We start from the raw sequence: 19228 nt of genomic DNA, 5'->3' as shown, positions 1-19228 counted from the left end.
ACAAGAAATAAGCTAAAATTCGTCAATAAGTTAGTGTTATTTACGAAATAACACTAAAAAAGCTAATAAAATATTAACGAAAAATTCATATTCAACAAATAAGTTATATTAATTATAACGAGTTATGCTAACTAACGTAACATTTTTTCTTGACAATCTTTGTGGAAAATTTTAGAATGTAAGCGATTACTCTTAGTTTTCTAAGTGAAATTCAAAAGAAGACATTCGAAAGTTCACAAACAAACATCTGAGTTTAAATTTAGGGGGGCAAAACATGAGAAGGTGAAGGATAACATCATAGATAACAAAAAATAAAATGTTATTTTTTAGATTCATGACTATGTACGAGGGGGTTCACTTGAGGATGAAAAAAAAGAACGCGTTCTTAGCTCTACTTCTGTCATTTTCTTTGTTATCTGTGACTGCTTGCAGTAATTCCTCTAATAGTGCCAATGAGAACGGTAAAAATGCTGCAGGCAATAGCAATACTTCGGTAAAAGCAACCAGTGATGTGGGTCAAACGGCAGTTAAGAATGAAGGTGCTGCTGATCTTGAAATTAAGGCGGGAAGTTCGGTAACCGTTTTCAATCCAAAGATCCCGACGCTTGATCCTACACAATGGCAAGGACAAATTCTGGTAGGGCAAGGAACTTTGCTCGAAGGGCTTTATGGCTACAATCAGGATAATGAAATCGTTCCGAAAATTGCGACAGGTTATACCGTCTCCGACGACAAAAAAACTTGGACATTTACCCTCCGTAAAGATGCCAAATGGTCTAACGGCGATCCTGTGACCGCCCATGATTTTTATTTTTCTTATATGTATCAATTGGATCCAGCTAACACAACCGCACAACTTTGGCTAAGCGTGCTTAATTTTGTGAAGAACGGATATGCATACCATGCCGGATCTGTAAGTAAAGAAGAAGTTGGTCTAAAAGTAGTTGATGATTACACTCTGGAAATTACGACCACGCTGCCTCACGCGATTCTGGGTGATATGGTTCTTTCCGGGTCGATGCCTATGAATCCTAAAGCGGTCGAAGCGAACCCTGGTAAGTGGTTTGAACCGGGGAATTTTGTGAGCAATGGCCCTTACATGGTTAAATCTTTTACACCAAACGGTGAACTCGTCATGGTGAGCAATCCGAATTATGTAGGTGCAGCTGGCCAGCTTAATCACGGCAATGTAGAGACCATCCATGTTCTTCCGGCAACAACCGTGCCGGTGGAGGATTATATGTCCGGCCATGCGGATGTTGTTCTAATCCAAAGCGCGTCTGATTTACAATACGTGAAGAAAACGGATGAGCTAAAGTCCCAGTTGTATACTGCAGCGACTTATGCGATCAAATATTTGCTCTGGAGCAACCCGACAACGGAATCTCCATATGACAAAAAAGAGGTGCGCCAGGCTATCGCCAAAGCGATCCAACGTAAACCGATCGTAGAATCGGTGCTGAACGGCATGGGCGGGGCGACCAATATCTTTGCTTCACCAGGTTGGCCAACGGAAAAACTGGAGCAAGGACTTCCGGAAGATCTCGAGGCAGCCAAACAATTATTGAAGGATGCCGGTTATGAAGGCGGTAAAGGTCTGCCAACCTTATCGCTGTATGTTGGGGTCAAGCAAGTAGATGCTCAGGGTGAGCAAATCGCTTTGGCGTTAGGTCAATTACTGCAACAAAATCTTGGTATCAAAACAGAGCTAGTTCAGCTCAATGAGGCGCAGTTTAACGCTTATCAGTACAGCGGACCTCAGGGCGATGCAAAACCAGGCTTTATTCTGGCGTCGGGCGCAACAAACTGGAGTGAACCAGGAAGTTTGGACATGGGTGCAACGCAGCAACTATATTCCATAGGAACGCTGGATGCTCCATTAGAAGCTACGAAACAATTCGTGGATTGGACCAAGGAAACTTATTATAAACCGGCCATTAAAAAATATGGAGATCCGGACAATAAGAACGCCGGTGTGGAATGGAGCGACTGGGCAGCATTAGAAAAAGCTGCCAAAGAGGATATCGCCTTTTTGGATAAATGGACAGCAGAGCAACCGGCGGATTGGCAGCCTTATCTGAAACAACCGGGGCTTCCAACGGCCGCTGAACAATGGCAACAGATTGTAGATCTTTGGAAAAATGCTAAAAATAACGATGAAAAACATGCCGCCTTTGTAACCGCTTGGACCTTCGTAGCACCAAACGCGCCAGGTGGCAAGTTGAATCAAAATGCACTTGATGTACAGGTATACTACAACGGTTATCAATCCGATACCTTAAGAGATTTGAGAATGTGGCAAGCGCAATTCGTAAATGCGCTGACCGTCGAAGACGCTGCTCCTATCGCGGCTAAGGTAGTTAATAACCTGCTAGAAGAAGCTTATGCTATTCCGTTGTATTATCAACAGCAATACTTCTTGGTAAAACCCGGCATTACAGGAGTGCAATCAAATCCTTGGGCATGGGGCAACTTCTATGGGCTGCATCTTTTATCTGTAGAATAATCCTAAATGGGTTGAATAATTACCAATCGCGGGCGCCAATTATGGTGCCCGTGAATCGGTAAAGGAGGGTCGAATTTGACCATATTGAAATTTATTTCAAAGCGCATTTTACAAATCATTATCACTTTAATTTTGGTCATTTCAGTCAGCTATACCATGATGTATTATTCACCTGGCGGTTTCATGAATACGAATACCATGGCTACGGCACTGGCTCCGCTGCAAGGGCAAAACCCTGTTCTCTATCAGCAAGTCATGGACCAATTTCAAAGCCGGTATGGTTTAAATTTACCGCTGTGGCAGCAAATCATGAAGTATATATGGCATCAATTAACCTTTGATTTCGGTAATTCGATGCAGAATCCGTCTTTGCAAATTGCGACTCAACTGAAGCAGGCTTTGCCGATCAGTACACTTTTGGCATTTGGTTCTGTTGTTCTTTCGGTAATTATCGGGGTTCCGCTTGGCATTATTGCAGCACTCAAACGTAACACTTGGATCGATTATGTTGTAAGCACCATCTCATTGACGGGTCAGGCCATTCCGGCATTTGTTCTCGCGGTGATTATGGTTTTGTTATTTGGTGTTGTGTTTCAAGGGATTCTGCCTGTAACGGGATGGGGTCACTGGAGGCAAGCAATTTTGCCGATTATTTGTTTATCTGCGGCAAATGTCGGTGTTGTGGCCAGATATATGCGGGGCAGTCTGATCGAAACCATGAGGTCGGATTTTATGCGGACCGCAAAAGCTAAGGGCGTCAAATATTGGCCGATGATTTTTAAGCATGGTGTCAAAAATTCGCTGACAGCGATGATAACCGTCATCGGACCTCAATTTGCTTTTACAGTGATGGGCACGATCTGGGTGGAGCAAATTTTCGCCATTCCAGCGCTTGGTCAGGTGATGCAGACGGCATTTACCAGTTTCGACTATCCGCTCGCCATCACATCTGTATTTCTGCTGGGATCCATGATTATGATTATGAATTTACTTGTTGACATTATTTATGCCTTTATTGATCCGCGTGTCAGATTATAAGCGGCACAGACTATACGAACCTAGGAGGGGGAGCAATTGGCTGGCACAGTTGCAGCAACTCAATCGGATGTAGCTTTGAAGAGAAAAAAGAATCTTCAGAGATCCCAGTTTTATCAAGGTTGGAAGCGATTTAAAAGACATCGTCTTGCCGTTATTGGTTTGGTCTGGGTTGTCCTTTTTTTGATCGCGGGGATTATCGGACCTTGGGTGGCTCCGTATGATTATCGCACGGGAGATTTTTTGGCCATCAATCAAGGGCCGACATGGCAGCATATTTTTGGCACGGATAATGTGGGGCATGACATGTTCAGCCAGATCTTGTTCAGTGTTCGAAGCGCTTTGATTATTGCCTTTGGCGCGACTTTGGTCAGCTTCATCATCGGGATCATATTGGGCTTATGGGCCGGATTGCGCGGCGGAATTGCCGATATGATTATTATGCGTGCTGTGGATTTCATGATGACCTTGCCGGGATTTTTGTTCGCCTTGATATTAGTCATTATGCTGGGACGTGGGTATTTATCTTTGATTCTAGCGATTGGGATTCCGGGCTGGGCGGGGTATGCGCGCTTGATCCGAAGTCTGGTCCTGAGTATGCGGGACGGGGAGATGGTGGAAGCGGCAAGAGCGTTAGGCGCATCTCAGGCGCATATTGCTAGAAGGTATATGTTGCCGAATGTTATCGGCAGTATGGGTGTCTCTCTTGCCTTCGGGATTCCCGGTGATCTCATCCAGATTGCAGGCTTAAGTATTTTTGGCATGGGGCTTCGGCCGCCAATCCCTTCATTTGGGAGTATGATTGCTCAAGCCAGTGAGAATATTCTCGGCTTTCCGTGGCTGCTGTATTTTCCGGCAGGTATCTTTGCAATAACCTTGCTTTCGTTTCTGTTTGTAGCAGACGGTCTCCAGGAAGCATTCAGTCCGAAAGGAGGCAATTAATATGGGTGAACCGCTACTTTCTATTGATGACCTTCATGTGAAGTTCTCCCGCAGTGAAGATGAAGTTTATGCCGTAAACGGCGTTAGTTTTTCAATCAATGAAAATGAATCCTTGGGGATTGTTGGTGAAAGTGGCTCCGGCAAGTCCGTTACATTGATGTCATCAATTGGGCTCATTCGCGAAAATGGAAAAATAACATCGGGGACAGCTCAGTTTAATGGTAAGGACTTACTTAAAATGCGTCCCAAACAATTAGAAGATATTCGTGGACGTGACATCGGCGTTGTTTTTCAAGATCCGATGACCAGTTTGAACCCGATCATGCGTATCGGGGATCAAATAATGGAAGCCATGCTGACGCATCAATATGCAAACCGGAAGGAAGCTTTTGACCGAACTATTCAGCTCTTGCATGAAATGGGGATTCCGGATCCCAAATCACGGTTTAAAAGTTATCCTCACGAATTTTCCGGGGGAATGCGCCAACGAATCATGATTGCTATTGCTTTGGCATGTGAACCGCAATTATTGATTGCCGATGAGCCAACAACCGCACTTGATGTCACAGTGCAGATGCAGATTCTTGCACTATTGCAGGAATTGCGCAGAAAACATGGGATGAGCGTAGTGATGGTAACGCATGATTTTGGCCTTGCGACCAACTTTTGTGACAAAATCATCGTGATGTACGGGGGCCAAATCATGGAGAAAGCCACTACGGACAAGTTCATAAGTGAGGCGGCGCATCCCTATTCACTTGGATTGAAACGCTCCATTATCGAAGTGGGCCACAAGGGAAAAGAAATAATGCCTATTCCAAAGACGGCAAAGACACTTACACAGACATTGACCGGCTGCCCATTTGCCGATCGTTGCTTCTATACAACTGAGCGGTGTCAGAATGAGGTTCCCAAGCTTCGAGATTTTAGCACCGATCATCAGATCGCCTGCCATCATGCTGAGGAGGTCGCTTCCTATGCCCAATAATCCGCTCTTGCGCGTAGAGAATGTCTCAAAAACTTTTCGGGTACAAGGAAAAAAGCTGCATGCCATCGAGAATGTTTCTTTTACTCTGGAAGCAGGGAAAACATTGGGGCTTGTTGGGGAAAGTGGCTCAGGAAAATCAACCTTGGGGAGAATGGTTTTGCGTCTACTCGAATCTGACAAAGGAAAAATATTTTTTGAGGACGTTGAACTATCAAAGGCAAATAAAGAGAAGCTACGGGCGATGCGCCGTGATATGCAAATTATTTTCCAGGATCCCAAGGCGAGCCTTAGCCCGAGAATGACGGTAGGAGACGCTATTGAAGATGCAATGGCTATCCACAAAATTGGAACTAAAGTAAGCCGGCATGAGCGTGTGCTCGAACTTCTTGAGCGGGTCGGTTTGCCTTCTGAAGTCCAATACGCTTATCCGCATGAACTGTCAGGTGGACAGTTGCAGCGGGTTGGAATTGCCAGAGCGTTGTCACTGAATCCCAAATTGCTTATTTGTGATGAACCGGTGTCCGCATTGGATGTATCTATTCAGGTTCAAGTCATTCAACTACTAAAGGATTTGCAGAAGGAATTTAACCTGACTTATATCTTTATTTCGCATAATTTGGCAGTAGTGGAGTATTTGAGTGATGATATCGCGGTTCTTTATTTAGGAGAGGTGGTTGAGCAGGCTCCGGCGGATGAATTGTTCAAGAAACCTACGCATCCTTACACGCAGGTTTTGCTAAATTCGATTTTGAAGATTCCGGATAGTGTGGAGCAGAAGCAGCAGATGGTATCGATTCAAGGCGAGGTGCCATCACCGCTCAATCCACCAAGTGGCTGCACTTTTCATCCGCGGTGTTCTTTTGCCTCGGATGTATGTATGGCTGTCAAGCCTGAACGGAAAATCGTGTCAGAAGGCCATAGTGCCGTGTGTCATTTGGTAGAATAAGCAGTGGCTTAATTAAGTAATCAGCAGATGACTTCTGTATATCACAGAAGTCATCTTTTTTAATTCATAGACACAAAAAAGCCCTGTAAGAAGGTCGCTTTTTTCAAAGTGAACAGCTTATAGGGCACAAGTTAAAGGCTGCTTACTGCTTGTCAATCGCTGCTGCTAACCCTTCATAGGAAGAATCCTGAAGCAGCACTCCGTTCACCATAAATTTAGGAGTACCGTTCACTCCGTAGGAACCAGCGATCTTAAAGTCTTCTTTTACATCGAACATGTAGGTATGATTCTTGAGATCTGTTTCAAATTGAGCGTAATCAATGCCCTCGATGTTATTCTTAACGAATTTTAGAATGAATTTCTGAGTGGCCCAAATTTCGCTCTCATCGCCTTGATTAGCGTACAGCTTATGAAGGTATTCCCAGAACTTCTCGTTACTTTGTTTGTAGATGGCTTCGCCGGCGCTAGCAGCAAGATAAGAGTCCCGGTCCAAAAATGCAAAGTTCATGAAGAAAAGTTCCACTTTTCCGGTATCCACGTAGTCTTTAATAAAAGTATCCAGATACTTTTCAGTCCACATTTTGCAGGCGGGACATTTGAAATCTGCGAATTCGATAACTTTAACTTTGGCATCAGGACTTCCAAGATGAGGTTGCTTCTCATATTTCAGCCCATCAACAACAATGCTTCCCTTTACGTCGGTGTAGTTGGGTAGATCTGCTGTATCATCAGTCTTATTGCTTAAGATGAAAACAATTACAGCGAGAAGGATTACAACAACGACACCTAATATCATGGGAAGCAAAGGTCTTTTGGTCTGAGATTGTTTAGCTGACACTTTCTTATTCATATCTCACCTCCTAGATAATATAGGAATACTATAAAAATAGTATAATCATCCAGTAGGTAGTGTAGATATGTCATTTGTAACAATGCTACGCAACGTTGTAGCTAGATTATTAGTTTTTGTATATAGCGGCTGAGCGAATGACAGGAGGCACCTCGTGGATGGACGAAATAGTCATTACGGCTTGCTGCATCTCCTGCTCCAGCTCGATAAGGTTATAGCTCCATTCATTTTGTTGCTTCAGGTAGATACTGTTAATGCCTGCGGTAACTGCGGGAAGTACATCTGTACGTAACGAGTTGCCAATCATCCAGGTACGTTTGCGGTCAAAGCTTTGGGTAGCCAAAATATTTTCAAGTGCCTCAACATTTTTATGCTTCCGAATATAGATACGATCGTCAAAATAAGCATCCAGCTTCATTTGTTCAATTTTACGTTGCTGAATGGTGTCGTCCCCGCCAGTATACAAGAATAAATGGTGACCCTCTTGCTTCAGCGTATCGAGTGTTTCAACCATGCCAGGGTAAGCTTCAATTTCTTGGTCATAGACACTTAGGCCGAGCTTGTGTAATTGCTGCTCTTGAAAGCGATCTGTCGGACGGTTATATTTGCCGCAGAAATAACGGTAGGTGGCGATTAAGGATTTGGGAAAGTTGTCGCTGGCCAGGCCACTCGTGTTGACGGTATCAACATCAATTTCTATTTGCTTGCTGCGTAATTCACTGGTGCTTGGGCCAAATTCATTAAACCAATCAGTCATGAGCTCGAAATATTGCCCTAAAATTAAATCGAAATATTTGTTGCAGTGAACCAGCGTATCATCTAGATCGAAAATTACCTGTTGAGTTGTGTATTTCATATCTCTCACTCCTTGGATCTGTATCTGTATAGTGTTCTATAGGTGAATATAAGATTCTAGAAACATTTGAAGCTCAGAAGCGCCGTCTGGACGGATACTGAAGCGCTCGTCTTGTTCCCCGCGAAGATGGATACGGAGTAAACCGGCTACGCGTAGGATCATTAGGTGATGCATAAGCATTTCTCTGGATTGATTTAGATCGGACTGCATCTCCCATAAAGATTTGGGTTCATGGGCGACATACCGAAGCAATCGGAGTCTGGTTGGATCTGACAGCGCCTTGGTCATGCGCAATAGCACCATCGGTGGCTCATTTTCATCTTCCAATGGCACATCTACAGGATACTGTACAATCACCATAGTTTTGTAGAAGCAGTAGGTGTTGATTGGTCGATTATGAACGGTAGGCAATAATACTATAGTCTTAAGATCCCGTATATCCTCGAAAACTACACCACCGGATGCGTATTCAATTAAAGAAATAGGATCCATTTTGCTTTCCAGCATTTTTTTCTCAGAGGCATCTTCAATTAATAACGGTAAAATCTTGTGTTCAACATGACGGAAATATTGCTCATACCAGAGTCTAAGAAGCGGACTATAGCTGCTCTTGATCCGGGAAGCTTCATCTATGGTGAAATCATGAATTAACGGTGCGATCTGCTGATAACACTCTTCTATAGAAGCTGAATCCAGATCATCCAGGAAATGCAGTACTGACGTTGCGGGCCCTCGGCTGTAAACCCAAGCATATAACACATCATAATCCGTAAATGGCCACTCCGCAGCTTGCATGAGAGCTGTTACTTTATGAGGAGTAATGCGATCTTCCACATCACTTACCCAGTGGGGACCGAGGTCCAAATTGGAGATCCATTTTCTGGTTACATATATCATAAAACTGTCCAGCAGTTCATAAACCGGCGATACGTCGATTTTTAATTCGTAATCCATGTAACATGCACCCCCAGAAATCCGTAACTTCTACATATTATCTCTTGTTTTGAAGAGGGTTGTCCACTATAATGTTCGGTGTTTGCCAATTGGCGTTACATTACATCATTGTTTTTATTATAGGGGGATATCATCCGTGTCAGACCGGCTTAAAGTATCTATACGAAGTAATAGCAAAATGACTTTCATGATTCTTATTACAGCTACTATAGCCGCGGGGCTTAGCCAAGGGCTGTTGCTGCCCATTCTATCCATTCTTTTGGAGCAAAAAGGAGTCTCCTCGTCACTGAACGGACTGAATGCTGCTGCCCTATACATAGGATCATTTGGGATGACCTTGATTGCTGAACGTGTTCTTGGAGCGGTTGGATTTAAAAAATTGATAGCAGGTGGGATTAGTTTAGTCTTAGTAAGCTTGCTCATGTTTCCCTTTTTTACAGGGATCAAGGTATGGTTTGTATTGCGTCTGCTTGTGGGTGTGGGCGATGCTGCGATTAATTACGGGGCCCAGCTTTGGGTTCTGCTCATGACACCTGCCGAGCATCGCGGACGTAATCTTTCACTATATGGCATGTCCTATGGTCTGGGTTTCAGCTTGGGTCCACTTGGGATAAGTCTGCTGCGTTATGGACAGGCAGTGCCTTTTATTGTTCTCGCATTTCTATTTTTGTTAGTCTTAATTCTTGTGACTACAATTCTGCCGGATTCCCGGCCAGATAAAGCGGAGAGTGGTGAAAGTCAGGTTCGCCGTTTCGGTCGTTGTTACAGCTTAGCCTGGTTCGCTTTAATTCCAGCCCTTTTATATGGCTTTATGGAAGCCAGCTTAAATAGCAGCTTTCCGGTATATGGTCTGCGTATCGGTTACAGCACAGATCAAATTGCAGCGTTATTGCCTTTTGCGGGGATCGGAGGACTGCTTCTGCAGTTTCCATTAGGTCTGTGGAGCGACCAGTTTGGCCGCAAGCGGGTACTGATTATTGCCGGGATCGGAGGCGGGATCGCCTTCACTATGTTGCCGCTGGCAGGTGACCATTTTACGCTGACAATGGTGCTTCTGATGATCGCAGGAGGACTAGTGGGCTCCTTTTTCTCATTAGGGCTAAGTCTGGCCGCGGATATTTTGCCACGACATCTACTGCCTGCTGCCAATGTGGTTGCTTCTTTCCATTTTAGTATTGGCAGTATTATTGGTCCCGGCATTGGTGGTTTGTTGCTGCAAGTGGGCTTAAGCGGCGGTATTTTTGCCCTAATGGGTGGTTTATATATCGTGTTCGGCTTGCTTGGGTTATTATTCTCGCCACAACCTAGAAATTGAGGTAAGATAAGAACGAGTGCTCGCATGGAAATTGAACTCACATTCAGAGTACACTATAGATTATAGATGAAGACAGGGAGAGGCTGAACTATGATCACAGTTGAACACTTAGCCAAGGCAGTTGGGGAAGACAAAAATCCGGTCCTGCAGGATATAGGATTTCAATTAGAGCCGGGTGAGCTCGTAGCCATACTTGGAGCGAGTGGGAGCGGTAAGACCACTTTATTACGCTGTTTAGCGCTGCGAGAGAAGTGGGACAGAGGGAATTTTAGAGTGGACGGTACGGATATTATGGCGAGTGCCTTTTCCGGAAAAAGAAAAATTCGCCGGGAGTGGGCTTACCTGGAGCAGAATGCTGAGCTCAATCCTAACCGCACAGCGCTGAAAAACGTGCTGATCGGCCAGTCCGCACAGACGCCAATGTGGCGTATGGTTACAGGGATGGTTCGTTCAGATGATTATATGGGTGCGATGGATGAATTAGATGCCCTTGGACTTCTAGATAAAGCGAAGATGAAGACTAGCCAGCTAAGCGGTGGTGAACGTCAGCGTGTAGCGATTGCTAGAGCATTAACTCATGGTGCCAAAGTAATTCTAGCGGATGAACCGGTTACGGGTCTTGATCCCAAATCGGCAGAGAGTGTATTGGAAACTTTGCGCAGACTATGTAAAGAGACGGGGCTTACCGTAGTGACGGTGCTGCCTATTGAACTGGCTGAACGTTTCGCTTCACGTATATGGGTACTAGAAGATGGGCGAATTAAGCATGATATAAAGGGACGTAGATTAACGTCTCAGGAACGCGCGAATTTGTAAAGTTCGGACACGGATAAGGAAAAGAGTGATGAGGTTGAGTATAAAAAGTCTTAGGTGCCTGGCAGCTGCAACACTGTCGTTATCCGTACTTTCGGGTTGTACTTTCATCAGTGATCCCGTTTCGAAGATGAAAGCTCCGCAGCTGTCTGCTGACAAAGCAACACTTATGGCTGCTATTAATTCACATATTCCAGCGGGTACGGAGTTGATCCGTCCGGTTAATGATGAGAGCTCAATTTTCACAGAGGATCTCAATAACGATGGAATTATGGAGTCGTTGGTGTTCTATAGAACGCCAAGCGAAGCTGTAGAGATTCACGGGATGATCTTAGAGAAGCAAGGAGATGCCTGGGTCAAAAAGCTTGTTTTTGATGGGGATGGAACTATGCTGGAGTCCGTCGATCTGAAAGATATGACAGGTGACGGGAAGCTGAATATCATTACAGGTTATTCACGCGGGGAAGAAAAAGGCCTCGTCGTGTATAGCTATTCCAGTGGATCATTAGAAGAAGTGCTTTCACTTCCTTACACCAAATATATGATTGATGATCTTAACAAGGATGGAATTGAAGACATCACCGTTGTTTATTTTAAAAGAAATGAATTTGCAACCATTTCGATCTATCAGTACAATGATGGCTTTAAGGTGCTCGATAAGATCGAGGATATCGATCCGTATTTTTTTAATTATTACAATATTGTCGCAGGAAAGATTGCCAAAGATAAAGAAGGAATCGTATTGGACGCTTCGGTGGATTTCCAATCCGCCTACAGTTTAATTGTTCTTATGGAGCATAACAAGCTGCGCGTGGTTTTGCCAGGTGATACGAGGACTTACAAAGATCGTCTGATTGCAAGCGAAGATATTGATCATGATGGCATTATTGAAGTTGGATTGCTTGAAGCGCCAAAAGGATGGGAGTATTTCGACCCCGCAGATATTCCTTATTTCACCTCCTATTATAAATGGGATGGAAAAGATGGCCTAACCTTTGCAGTCCAGCTATATCGTGATCCATCGGATCGCTTTACTATTAATTTTGATCCAGAGCTGCATGGAAAGGTAAGTATTGACACGAAATCTGTTCTGGATAAAAACCTTAAGTTCATCATGACCGACACCGGAGAGACGTTTGCTGAGGTTTCCTTCTTTTCTCCTTCGGAATGGGATAAGGCTAAGAATGAAGGCTGGGAGCTGCTTGGGCGGGATTCAGATAAAGTCATCGGCTACCGTGGTGAGCTAGAACAAAGTACAACAAAAGAAGGAAGCAATAAGATTGCCTCCCCTATTGAAAGGAAGGGAATAGATGAGTAAAGTTCTGATATTGGAAGATGAAGAGTCCATTCGCAGTTTCATAGTCATTAATTTGAAGCGTAATGGGTTCGAAGTACTGGAGGCTGCTGACGGAAATGAAGCATTGCATAAATTAACCACTATACCTGATATTGATATTGCGTTATTGGATGTTATGGTTCCCGGCATTGATGGATTTGAAGTTTGTAGACGGATTAGGGAGACTAATGAACGCTTGGGAATTATTTTTCTTACCGCCAAGGTTCAGGAGCAGGATAAAGTTTACGCTTTGTCCGTAGGTGCAGATGATCATGTTAGTAAGCCATTTAGCCCAACGGAGCTAATTGCACGTATTCAATCTTTGCTGCGCCGAGTAAATGTGCATCGTGAACAGTCGGCCAAGGTTTCTTTTCATTCGGGGCCTTTCAGCTTGGATCTTATTACCAAACAATTCAAACGTGATAATGTAGCCATTGAACTGACGCCTACGGAGTTCTCTCTGATTCAATTCTTTCTTGAAAAAGAAAACACTCCACTTAGCCGCGATCTTCTGTTGGATCATGTGTGGGGCAAGGAGTATATGGGTGATCCCAAAATTGTAGATGTAAATATCCGGCGCTTACGCCAGAAGATTGAGAACAATCCTTCGGAACCGGAATTTTTGCAGACTGTATGGGGGCACGGATATAGATGGAAAGGCCAAGGACAATGATTAAGAAGGGGATGCGCAGACAGATTGTTCTGCACTACATTCTTGTAGTTTTTTTGGCGCTTCTCCTCGTAGAAGTTATCTTCCTGCTGGCCATCAGAACATATTATTATGACAGTGTATACAGCAAGATTAAAAATCACATTTCTGTTTCAGAGTCGTTTTTTCAAAAGAACATGATACCAAGCGATAATAGCATCTATCTGCTACAAGAAGTACTGGAGAGGTTCTCATTGAGCAAGACGGAGCTGGAAATCTTATCGCTAAATGGGGATATCATCACTAGTTCCACTGGCTTTCAGCCGGATCGGACCATTACGACCAGTGATGTACCAGAAGCCGTTGGCGGCAGCGTTGGACGCTGGGTAGGGCGTCAGGCAGGCACGAATGAGAGCGTAATGGCGGTTTCCAAAATGCTGCAGATTCATGGACAGGATAAGTATGTCCTAAGGTATATTACTTCACTAGAAGAAATCAATAATGATTTGCTTAATCTTACCTTATTGTCTACTGCTATTGCTGCAGCTGTTATGGCTGTAGTTGTTGGGTTTAGCTTCGGACTGGCCAATTCGATTGTGAAGCCGCTGAATAATATTACGGCAGTTTCAGCGCAGATGGCCAAGGGGAGATTCAACGTACGGATTAAGGGAGACTATAAATTTGAGATTGGTGATTTGGCTTCAACGCTGAATTATATGGCTCAGGAAATTGTGCGCAGCAATCAGATTAAGGATGATTTTATCTCGTCCATTTCTCACGAGCTGCGGACACCTCTTACAAGTATCAAGGGCTGGAGCGAAACCTTGGTTTCCGGCGGGTATGATCCGGAGGAGACAAAACTTGGAGTCAGCATCATCTCCAAAGAAAGTGAACGTCTGATTGGGCTGGTGGAGGAAATTCTCGACTTTTCTAAGCTGCAGCAGAACCAAATGAAGCTGTCGATTGGGGTTGTAGATGTAAAGGTACTGCTACAAGAGACGATACTGAATGTTTGGGCTAAAGCGGAAAAGAAACGAATTCATCTGCTGCTGGAATGTGAAGACGCGATCTTTGTTAAAGGGGATGCCAATCGATTAAAACAGGTATTCTTGAACTTGGTAGACAATGCAGTGAAATTCTCACATGAAGATTCCAGTATTGAATTGTCAGCAAAGAGGCTGTCTGCTACAGAAACAGCGATTATGGTACGAGATAGCGGGATAGGGATTAGTGAAGCGCATATATCCAGAGTTAAGGACCGTTTCTTTCAAGTGGATGCACTTAATGGAGGAACAGGCTTGGGGTTAGCGATCTCACAGCAGATTGTAGAACTTCATAATGGGACACTTGATATGGCAAGTGAGCTTGGAAAGGGAACGGAAGTAACCGTCATCTTGCCTCTTACTGAACCACAGCCGGAAGTTAACTCAGATGAGGTAACTCAAATTACAGCTACCTTTCCTGAATTAGATGATTGGGAGACGTGACCTGAGATGGGGATAACGAAGAATTCGATCCGTATAGTTCGTGGAGAGCCTGATCGGGTTAACGACATCTTGAGGCTGTTGCAAGAAGCGGCAGGATGGATGGAGCGTAACGGGATTAACCAATGGACACCCGGACAATTTAATGAGACCGATATTGCAGGATATTTCGCTGACAGACATGTTTATTTAGCCCTTGACGATGGGGCTGTAGTTGGCATGTTCACGTTGCAATTCAGTGATCCACAGTACTGGGGCAGTAAAAATGATGAGTCCTACGCTTATTTGCACCGATTGGCTGTGAAAGACTCCCACCGCGGCCGAGGACTTGGACAGCAAATGCTTAAATATGCAGTAGTGCTAGCCAAAGATCTAGGCTGTAAGAGTCTTAGGTTTGACACTGTGGCACATAACATTAAGCTCAATCGTTATTATCAGAGCATGGGTTTTCACTACATGGGCACTAACGATATGGGAAATGGTCGTTTAGTGAACTTATATGAACATTTTGAGGAGAGTGCTGAGTCAGACCGTCTGATCCTCAGGTTTATATCAGAATCTGATTTTGAACACTTAAAGCGCTGGAGTGTTTCTCCAGAGTATCTGAAGCAGTGGGCAGGACCTTCGCTTACTTATCCTTTAGACGATGAGCAGCTTGTTAAATACTTAACGGATGCTAATCATCCAGGCTTATCCGATCGCCTTATCTTCTGTGCAATTCAGGAAGCTACGCAGCAGGTAGTGGGCCATATTAGCTTTTCTGCCATTGACCGGGTTAATCGTTCTGCACGTATCGGGAGGGTAGTAGTGGACCCTGAGTTTCAAGGTAGAGGCATTGGTAAACGGGTGATGCAAGAAATGCTTCGAATTGGATTTGAAGGTCTGGACCTGCATCGTCTGTCTCTAGGCGCTTTCGATTTCAATACAGCTGCCCTGAAAGCTTATGAAGCTGTTGGCTTTAAGCGGGAGGGTGTTCAACGTGAGTCCGCTTTATTCGGAGAGCATTATGTAGATTGTGTGGAAATGAGCATATTAGACAGAGAATGGACGGCTAGCCGTAATTCATAAGATCATTAATTCTTTACAACCGAAGGGGCTGTTGCTCTGGTCATGATCGACCAGGACAACAGCCCCTTTTTATATAAAGTATTTTTCTATATAATGGTTGTTATGAAGGAAGAACTTCACGCAAACGTCCTGTCTTCTCATACACATCCTGAAACAGACGGGAAGGTTGGTTTCGGACCGCCGGCTTGGCAGCCACAGTCTCATGTGGTCCAACGACAACGATATTATTTATGCTTCCCTTGATGACTGCGCCATCCTTAATGATTGCCCCTTCACCAATAATGGCATTCTCAATCAATACTCCACGACCAATGCGAGCTCCAGGCATAATAACACTTTGTTTGATCTGGCTCATCTTACCGATTTCTACCCCATTAAAGACTACAGAACGTTGTAGACTACCTTCTTGGGAGCAGGATTCATTCACGAGAGAGTCCGTTGACGGGATCTGTACACGTGGTTTATGAACTGCAAGCTTAGTCCGGCGAACCCGACTATACATAGGCCAATGAGTCTTGTCTAACTTCATGCCATTGTCTTTTTGCAGAAGGTCCATATGTGCTTCCCAGAGACTGCCGACTGTACCTACATCTCTCCAGTAACCCTTGAAACGGTAAGCGAATAAATCATCATTCTGATCCAGCATGGTAGGAATAACGTCTTTACCAAAGTCATGGCTGGAATTAGGATTAGCTGCATCCCGCAACAAGTGCTCCTTCAGATAAGCCCACTCGAACAGGTAGATACCCATTGAAGCAAGATTACTTTTTGGTACTTTAGGTTTTTCCGCAAATTCGGAAATTTTCAGATCATCGTTTACGTTCATTACTCCAAAACGACTAGCCTCATCCCAAGGAACCTCCATTACGGAGATAGTTGCTTTTGCTCCTTTTTCAATATGATAATTCAGCATCTTACGGTAATTCATATGGTAAATATGATCACCGGATAGAATGAGCACATGTTCTGGGTTGCGGCTATCAATAAAGTCAATGTTTTTATAAATCGCATCAGCAGTTCCTGTATAACTGTCTCTGCCTTCAACACCTGAAGGAAGCAATGTGACACCTTTATCCTTTTGACTAACTAAGCCCCAAGGCTCACCTTCACCGATATGATTATGCAAAGAGTCAGCTTCGTATTGTGTCAGAACACCTACTGTATCAATGTTCGAATTTACACAGTTACTTAGCGGGAAATCAATAATTTTATACTGTCCACCGAAAGGGACTGCAGGCTTAGCCATACTGGAAGTCAAGGGAGCCAATCTGCGGCCTTCCCCTCCTGCCAATAACATGGCGATACAATCTTTTTTGTTGTTCATTTGTTATCCCTCCCATTATTTTGTCAATGCTTGTAATATAAACTTACGACAAGCGCTTGAAACGACATAGGTGAAATATATTGCTTTGTAAACAGAAAAATTACAATTAATATTTCTTTATCAGAAAATCTTTTCTTTTAACATCAAAACATTTTCAAAATGGTAATATTCGGGTAAGGTAATAGGTACAAGCACATTGAAAAAGGTGGTGTAGAATTGGCTGAAAAAGCAAAAATCGAGACCCTTCCGTCAGCTGCTGATATCTATCTGTTCCATGAGGGCACCAATTATCGCAGCTATTCTATGCTGGGTGCACACACTGCCGCTGAAGAAGGCGTTACCGGTGTGCGCTTTACCGTGTGGGCTCCTCATGCGACATATGTAGGACTAGCTGGTGATCATAATGATTGGGACGGAACACAGGGCGTGGACTCGTTATATAAGATACCCGATTCAGGATTTTGGAGTCGTTTTTTTCCGGGAATACAGCCGGGAACTTTTTACAAATACAGGATTCTTGCCTCAGATGGATCAAGTTTCCTAAAAGCGGATCCTTTTGCTTTCAAAGCCGAGGTTCGACCGGCAACGGCTTCGGTAGTAGCAGAACTGGATGGCTACCGATGGGGAGATGCAGCATGGCGTCGGAAAAGCAAAGCGCCTTATCAACAACCAATGAACATTTATGAAATGCACTTCGGTACCTGGCGTCAAAAAGAAGATGGAGAGTTCTACACCTATCGGGAAATGAGCGAGCTCTTAATTCCTTATTTGGTGGAGCTGAACTATACACACGTGGAATTTATGCCGCTGGCAGAACATCCATACGATCTATCCTGGGGTTATCAAGGGACGGGGTATTTTGCGGCAACCAGCCGTTATGGCGAACCCCATGAGTTGATGTATTTGATCGATCAGCTGCATCAGGCAGGTATCGGTGTGATTTTAGATTGGGTTCCAGCTCACTTTGCCAAAGACGCACACGGATTACGTATGTTTGATGGAGCGCCACTTTATGAATATGCCGATCCAATGTTAGCTGAAAAACCAGGCTGGGGGACACTTTCGTTTGATTTCAGTAAGCCGGAGATTTCTTCTTTTCTTATTTCTAATGCGCTGTTTTGGTTTGAGTATTATCATATCGACGGAATGCGTGTAGATGCGGTTACCAGTATGCTTCGATTAGATTTCGAAAAGCGGGATCATCAATATCGGCGGAATGTTAACGGTGGATTGGAGAATCTGGAAGCCATCAAATTTATCCAGAATCTGAACAAGGCTATCTTTCATTATTTCCCAAAAGCATTGATGATGGCGGAGGAATCCAGTGCTTGGCCGGGGGTTACTGCACCAGTGCATGAAGGAGGCCTTGGCTTCAATTACAAATGGAATATGGGTTGGATGAATGATACGCTAGGCTACATAGAACATGATTTTGGTGGGCGCCCTTATCATCATAATTTACTTACGTTCCCAATATGTTATGCTTATGCCGAAAATTACGCATTGCCGCTATCGCATGACGAGGTTGTCCACGGCAAGAAGTCTTTGTTAGACAAAATGCCGGGTGCTTATGAACAGAAGTTTGCAGGGCTCAGACAGCTGCTGGGATATCAGATCTCACATCCCGGTAAAAAGCTTCTGTTTATGGGTGGAGAGTTCGGTCAGTTTATCGAATGGAAGGATCAGGAGCAGCTGGACTGGCTGCTGTTGGATTATGAGAGCCATCGTCGTATGCTTGCATACACGGCTGCACTTAATAAACTGTACCGCTCCGAAAAAGCGCTGTGGGAGCTGGATCATGCTCAAGAAGGTTATCAGTGGATTGATGCAGATGACAATGATCAAAGTGTGATTTCGTATATACGCCGAGGGAAGAAACCAGGAGATACGCTGCTTATTGTCATCAATTTCCAACCGGTAGAACGGCACAATTATCGTATAGGCGTGCCACGGGCTGGGACATATGAAGAGCTCTTTAGCTCCGAAAATGTAGAGTACGGCGGTTCCGGATTGCACAATGTCCCTCAAAAGAGCGTTAAGCTGGAATGGCACAATCAGGTGAACAGCATAGAGCTGACTCTTCCGCCCCTTAGCTTCCTGGTGTTTAAAAAAACGTCACGAATGGGTAAGAATAAAGAGGCAAAAGAGTTATAGATCTAAGT

16 protein-coding genes are annotated in these 19228 nt (G+C 44.2%); 12 read left to right on the top strand and 4 right to left on the bottom strand.

Features of this window, described 5'->3' with window-relative positions; translation table 11 throughout:
- The first annotated feature begins 364 nt into the window (after positions 1 to 364).
- The 5 genes from MKX34_RS17845 (at position 365) to MKX34_RS17825 (ending at position 6417) form a co-directional block, all read left to right on the top strand.
- Entirely contained in the window at positions 365 to 2506 is a 2142-nt protein-coding gene (locus MKX34_RS17845) for a peptide ABC transporter substrate-binding protein (RefSeq protein ID WP_052097081.1), read from the top strand.
- Positions 2507 to 2581: 75 nt separating this feature from the next.
- Entirely contained in the window at positions 2582 to 3544 is a 963-nt protein-coding gene (locus MKX34_RS17840; protein WP_036687660.1) for an ABC transporter permease, read from the top strand.
- A gap of 36 nt (positions 3545 to 3580) precedes the next feature.
- Positions 3581 to 4483, top strand: coding sequence for an ABC transporter permease (locus tag MKX34_RS17835; protein ID WP_080742512.1), 903 nt, complete (start codon positions 3581 to 3583; stop codon positions 4481 to 4483).
- A 1-nt stretch (position 4484) separates the two neighbouring features.
- Positions 4485 to 5471 carry an ABC transporter ATP-binding protein gene (locus MKX34_RS17830; RefSeq protein WP_036687658.1) on the top strand — a complete coding sequence of 329 codons (987 nt, stop codon included), beginning with the start codon at positions 4485 to 4487 and terminating at the stop codon, positions 5469 to 5471.
- Positions 5461 to 6417 carry an ABC transporter ATP-binding protein gene (locus MKX34_RS17825; protein WP_076098781.1) on the top strand — a complete coding sequence of 319 codons (957 nt, stop codon included), beginning with the start codon at positions 5461 to 5463 and terminating at the stop codon, positions 6415 to 6417. The genes MKX34_RS17830 and MKX34_RS17825 overlap by 11 nt, the downstream gene beginning before the upstream one ends.
- Before the next feature lie 142 nt (positions 6418 to 6559).
- Here MKX34_RS17825 and MKX34_RS17820 read toward each other — a convergent pair whose 3' ends face one another.
- From MKX34_RS17820 to MKX34_RS17810, 3 genes are all read right to left on the bottom strand, one after another.
- Positions 6560 to 7267: a DsbA family protein gene (locus MKX34_RS17820; protein WP_036687653.1), complete on the bottom strand. Its 708-nt coding sequence runs from the start codon at positions 7265 to 7267 to the stop codon at positions 6560 to 6562.
- A gap of 109 nt (positions 7268 to 7376) precedes the next feature.
- Entirely contained in the window at positions 7377 to 8123 is a 747-nt protein-coding gene (locus MKX34_RS17815) for an HAD hydrolase-like protein (protein ID WP_076296520.1), read from the bottom strand.
- Between the two features lie 36 nt (positions 8124 to 8159).
- The gene (locus MKX34_RS17810) at positions 8160 to 9077 is read right to left on the bottom strand and encodes a helix-turn-helix domain-containing protein (RefSeq protein WP_036687649.1); all 918 of its coding nucleotides are present in this window, start codon (positions 9075 to 9077) and stop codon (positions 8160 to 8162) included.
- Between the two features lie 160 nt (positions 9078 to 9237).
- Here MKX34_RS17810 and MKX34_RS17805 point away from each other — a divergent pair, with 160 nt between their 5' ends.
- From MKX34_RS17805 to MKX34_RS17780, 6 genes are all read left to right on the top strand, one after another.
- Entirely contained in the window at positions 9238 to 10392 is a 1155-nt protein-coding gene (locus tag MKX34_RS17805) for an MFS transporter (RefSeq protein WP_076296769.1), read from the top strand.
- Positions 10393 to 10482: 90 nt separating this feature from the next.
- Positions 10483 to 11208 carry an ATP-binding cassette domain-containing protein gene (locus MKX34_RS17800; protein ID WP_036687647.1) on the top strand — a complete coding sequence of 242 codons (726 nt, stop codon included), beginning with the start codon at positions 10483 to 10485 and terminating at the stop codon, positions 11206 to 11208.
- A 34-nt stretch (positions 11209 to 11242) separates the two neighbouring features.
- Complete coding sequence (locus tag MKX34_RS17795) at positions 11243 to 12523, top strand: hypothetical protein (protein ID WP_235219555.1); 1281 nt, start codon at positions 11243 to 11245, stop codon at positions 12521 to 12523.
- Positions 12516 to 13214 carry a response regulator transcription factor gene (locus MKX34_RS17790; RefSeq protein ID WP_036687642.1) on the top strand — a complete coding sequence of 233 codons (699 nt, stop codon included), beginning with the start codon at positions 12516 to 12518 and terminating at the stop codon, positions 13212 to 13214. Before MKX34_RS17795 ends, MKX34_RS17790 begins: the two co-directional genes overlap by 8 nt.
- Entirely contained in the window at positions 13211 to 14677 is a 1467-nt protein-coding gene (locus tag MKX34_RS17785; RefSeq protein WP_051491526.1) for a HAMP domain-containing sensor histidine kinase, read from the top strand. Before MKX34_RS17790 ends, MKX34_RS17785 begins: the two co-directional genes overlap by 4 nt.
- A gap of 6 nt (positions 14678 to 14683) precedes the next feature.
- Positions 14684 to 15742: a GNAT family N-acetyltransferase gene (locus MKX34_RS17780; protein ID WP_051491525.1), complete on the top strand. Its 1059-nt coding sequence runs from the start codon at positions 14684 to 14686 to the stop codon at positions 15740 to 15742.
- Positions 15743 to 15842: 100 nt separating this feature from the next.
- On the opposite strand, the gene MKX34_RS17775 is transcribed toward MKX34_RS17780, so the two are convergent.
- On the bottom strand, positions 15843 to 17066 hold the full coding sequence (locus MKX34_RS17775) for a glucose-1-phosphate adenylyltransferase (RefSeq protein WP_036687640.1): 1224 nt from the start codon (positions 17064 to 17066) through the stop codon (positions 15843 to 15845).
- Between the two features lie 216 nt (positions 17067 to 17282).
- On the opposite strand from MKX34_RS17775, the gene glgB reads away from it, so the two are divergent.
- Complete coding sequence (gene glgB, locus MKX34_RS17770) at positions 17283 to 19220, top strand: 1,4-alpha-glucan branching protein GlgB (RefSeq protein WP_076296521.1); 1938 nt, start codon at positions 17283 to 17285, stop codon at positions 19218 to 19220.
- The last annotated feature ends 8 nt before the right edge of the window (positions 19221 to 19228 follow it).

Source organism: Paenibacillus sp. FSL R5-0636 (assembly GCF_037974255.1).
GTDB lineage: Bacteria > Bacillota > Bacilli > Paenibacillales > Paenibacillaceae > Paenibacillus_AQ > Paenibacillus_AQ odorifer.
This window is presented reverse-complemented; position numbering and strand designations above follow the sequence as displayed.

What these genes read in the sequence shown, in the direction of transcription:
- MKX34_RS17845 (WP_052097081.1), top strand. Translation starts at nt 365, where the DNA reads ATGAAAAAAAAGAACGCGTTCTTAGCTCTACTTCTGTCATTTTCTTTG.
- MKX34_RS17830 (WP_036687658.1), top strand. Translation starts at nt 4,485, where the DNA reads ATGGGTGAACCGCTACTTTCTATTGATGACCTTCATGTGAAGTTCTCC.
- MKX34_RS17825 (WP_076098781.1), top strand. Translation starts at nt 5,461, where the DNA reads ATGCCCAATAATCCGCTCTTGCGCGTAGAGAATGTCTCAAAAACTTTT.
- MKX34_RS17820 (WP_036687653.1), bottom strand. Translation starts at nt 7,267, where the DNA reads ATGAATAAGAAAGTGTCAGCTAAACAATCTCAGACCAAAAGACCTTTG.
- MKX34_RS17815 (WP_076296520.1), bottom strand. Translation starts at nt 8,123, where the DNA reads ATGAAATACACAACTCAACAGGTAATTTTCGATCTAGATGATACGCTG.
- MKX34_RS17810 (WP_036687649.1), bottom strand. Translation starts at nt 9,077, where the DNA reads ATGGATTACGAATTAAAAATCGACGTATCGCCGGTTTATGAACTGCTG.
- MKX34_RS17800 (WP_036687647.1), top strand. Translation starts at nt 10,483, where the DNA reads ATGATCACAGTTGAACACTTAGCCAAGGCAGTTGGGGAAGACAAAAAT.
- MKX34_RS17790 (WP_036687642.1), top strand. Translation starts at nt 12,516, where the DNA reads ATGAGTAAAGTTCTGATATTGGAAGATGAAGAGTCCATTCGCAGTTTC.
- MKX34_RS17785 (WP_051491526.1), top strand. Translation starts at nt 13,211, where the DNA reads ATGATTAAGAAGGGGATGCGCAGACAGATTGTTCTGCACTACATTCTT.
- MKX34_RS17780 (WP_051491525.1), top strand. Translation starts at nt 14,684, where the DNA reads ATGGGGATAACGAAGAATTCGATCCGTATAGTTCGTGGAGAGCCTGAT.
- MKX34_RS17775 (WP_036687640.1), bottom strand. Translation starts at nt 17,066, where the DNA reads ATGAACAACAAAAAAGATTGTATCGCCATGTTATTGGCAGGAGGGGAA.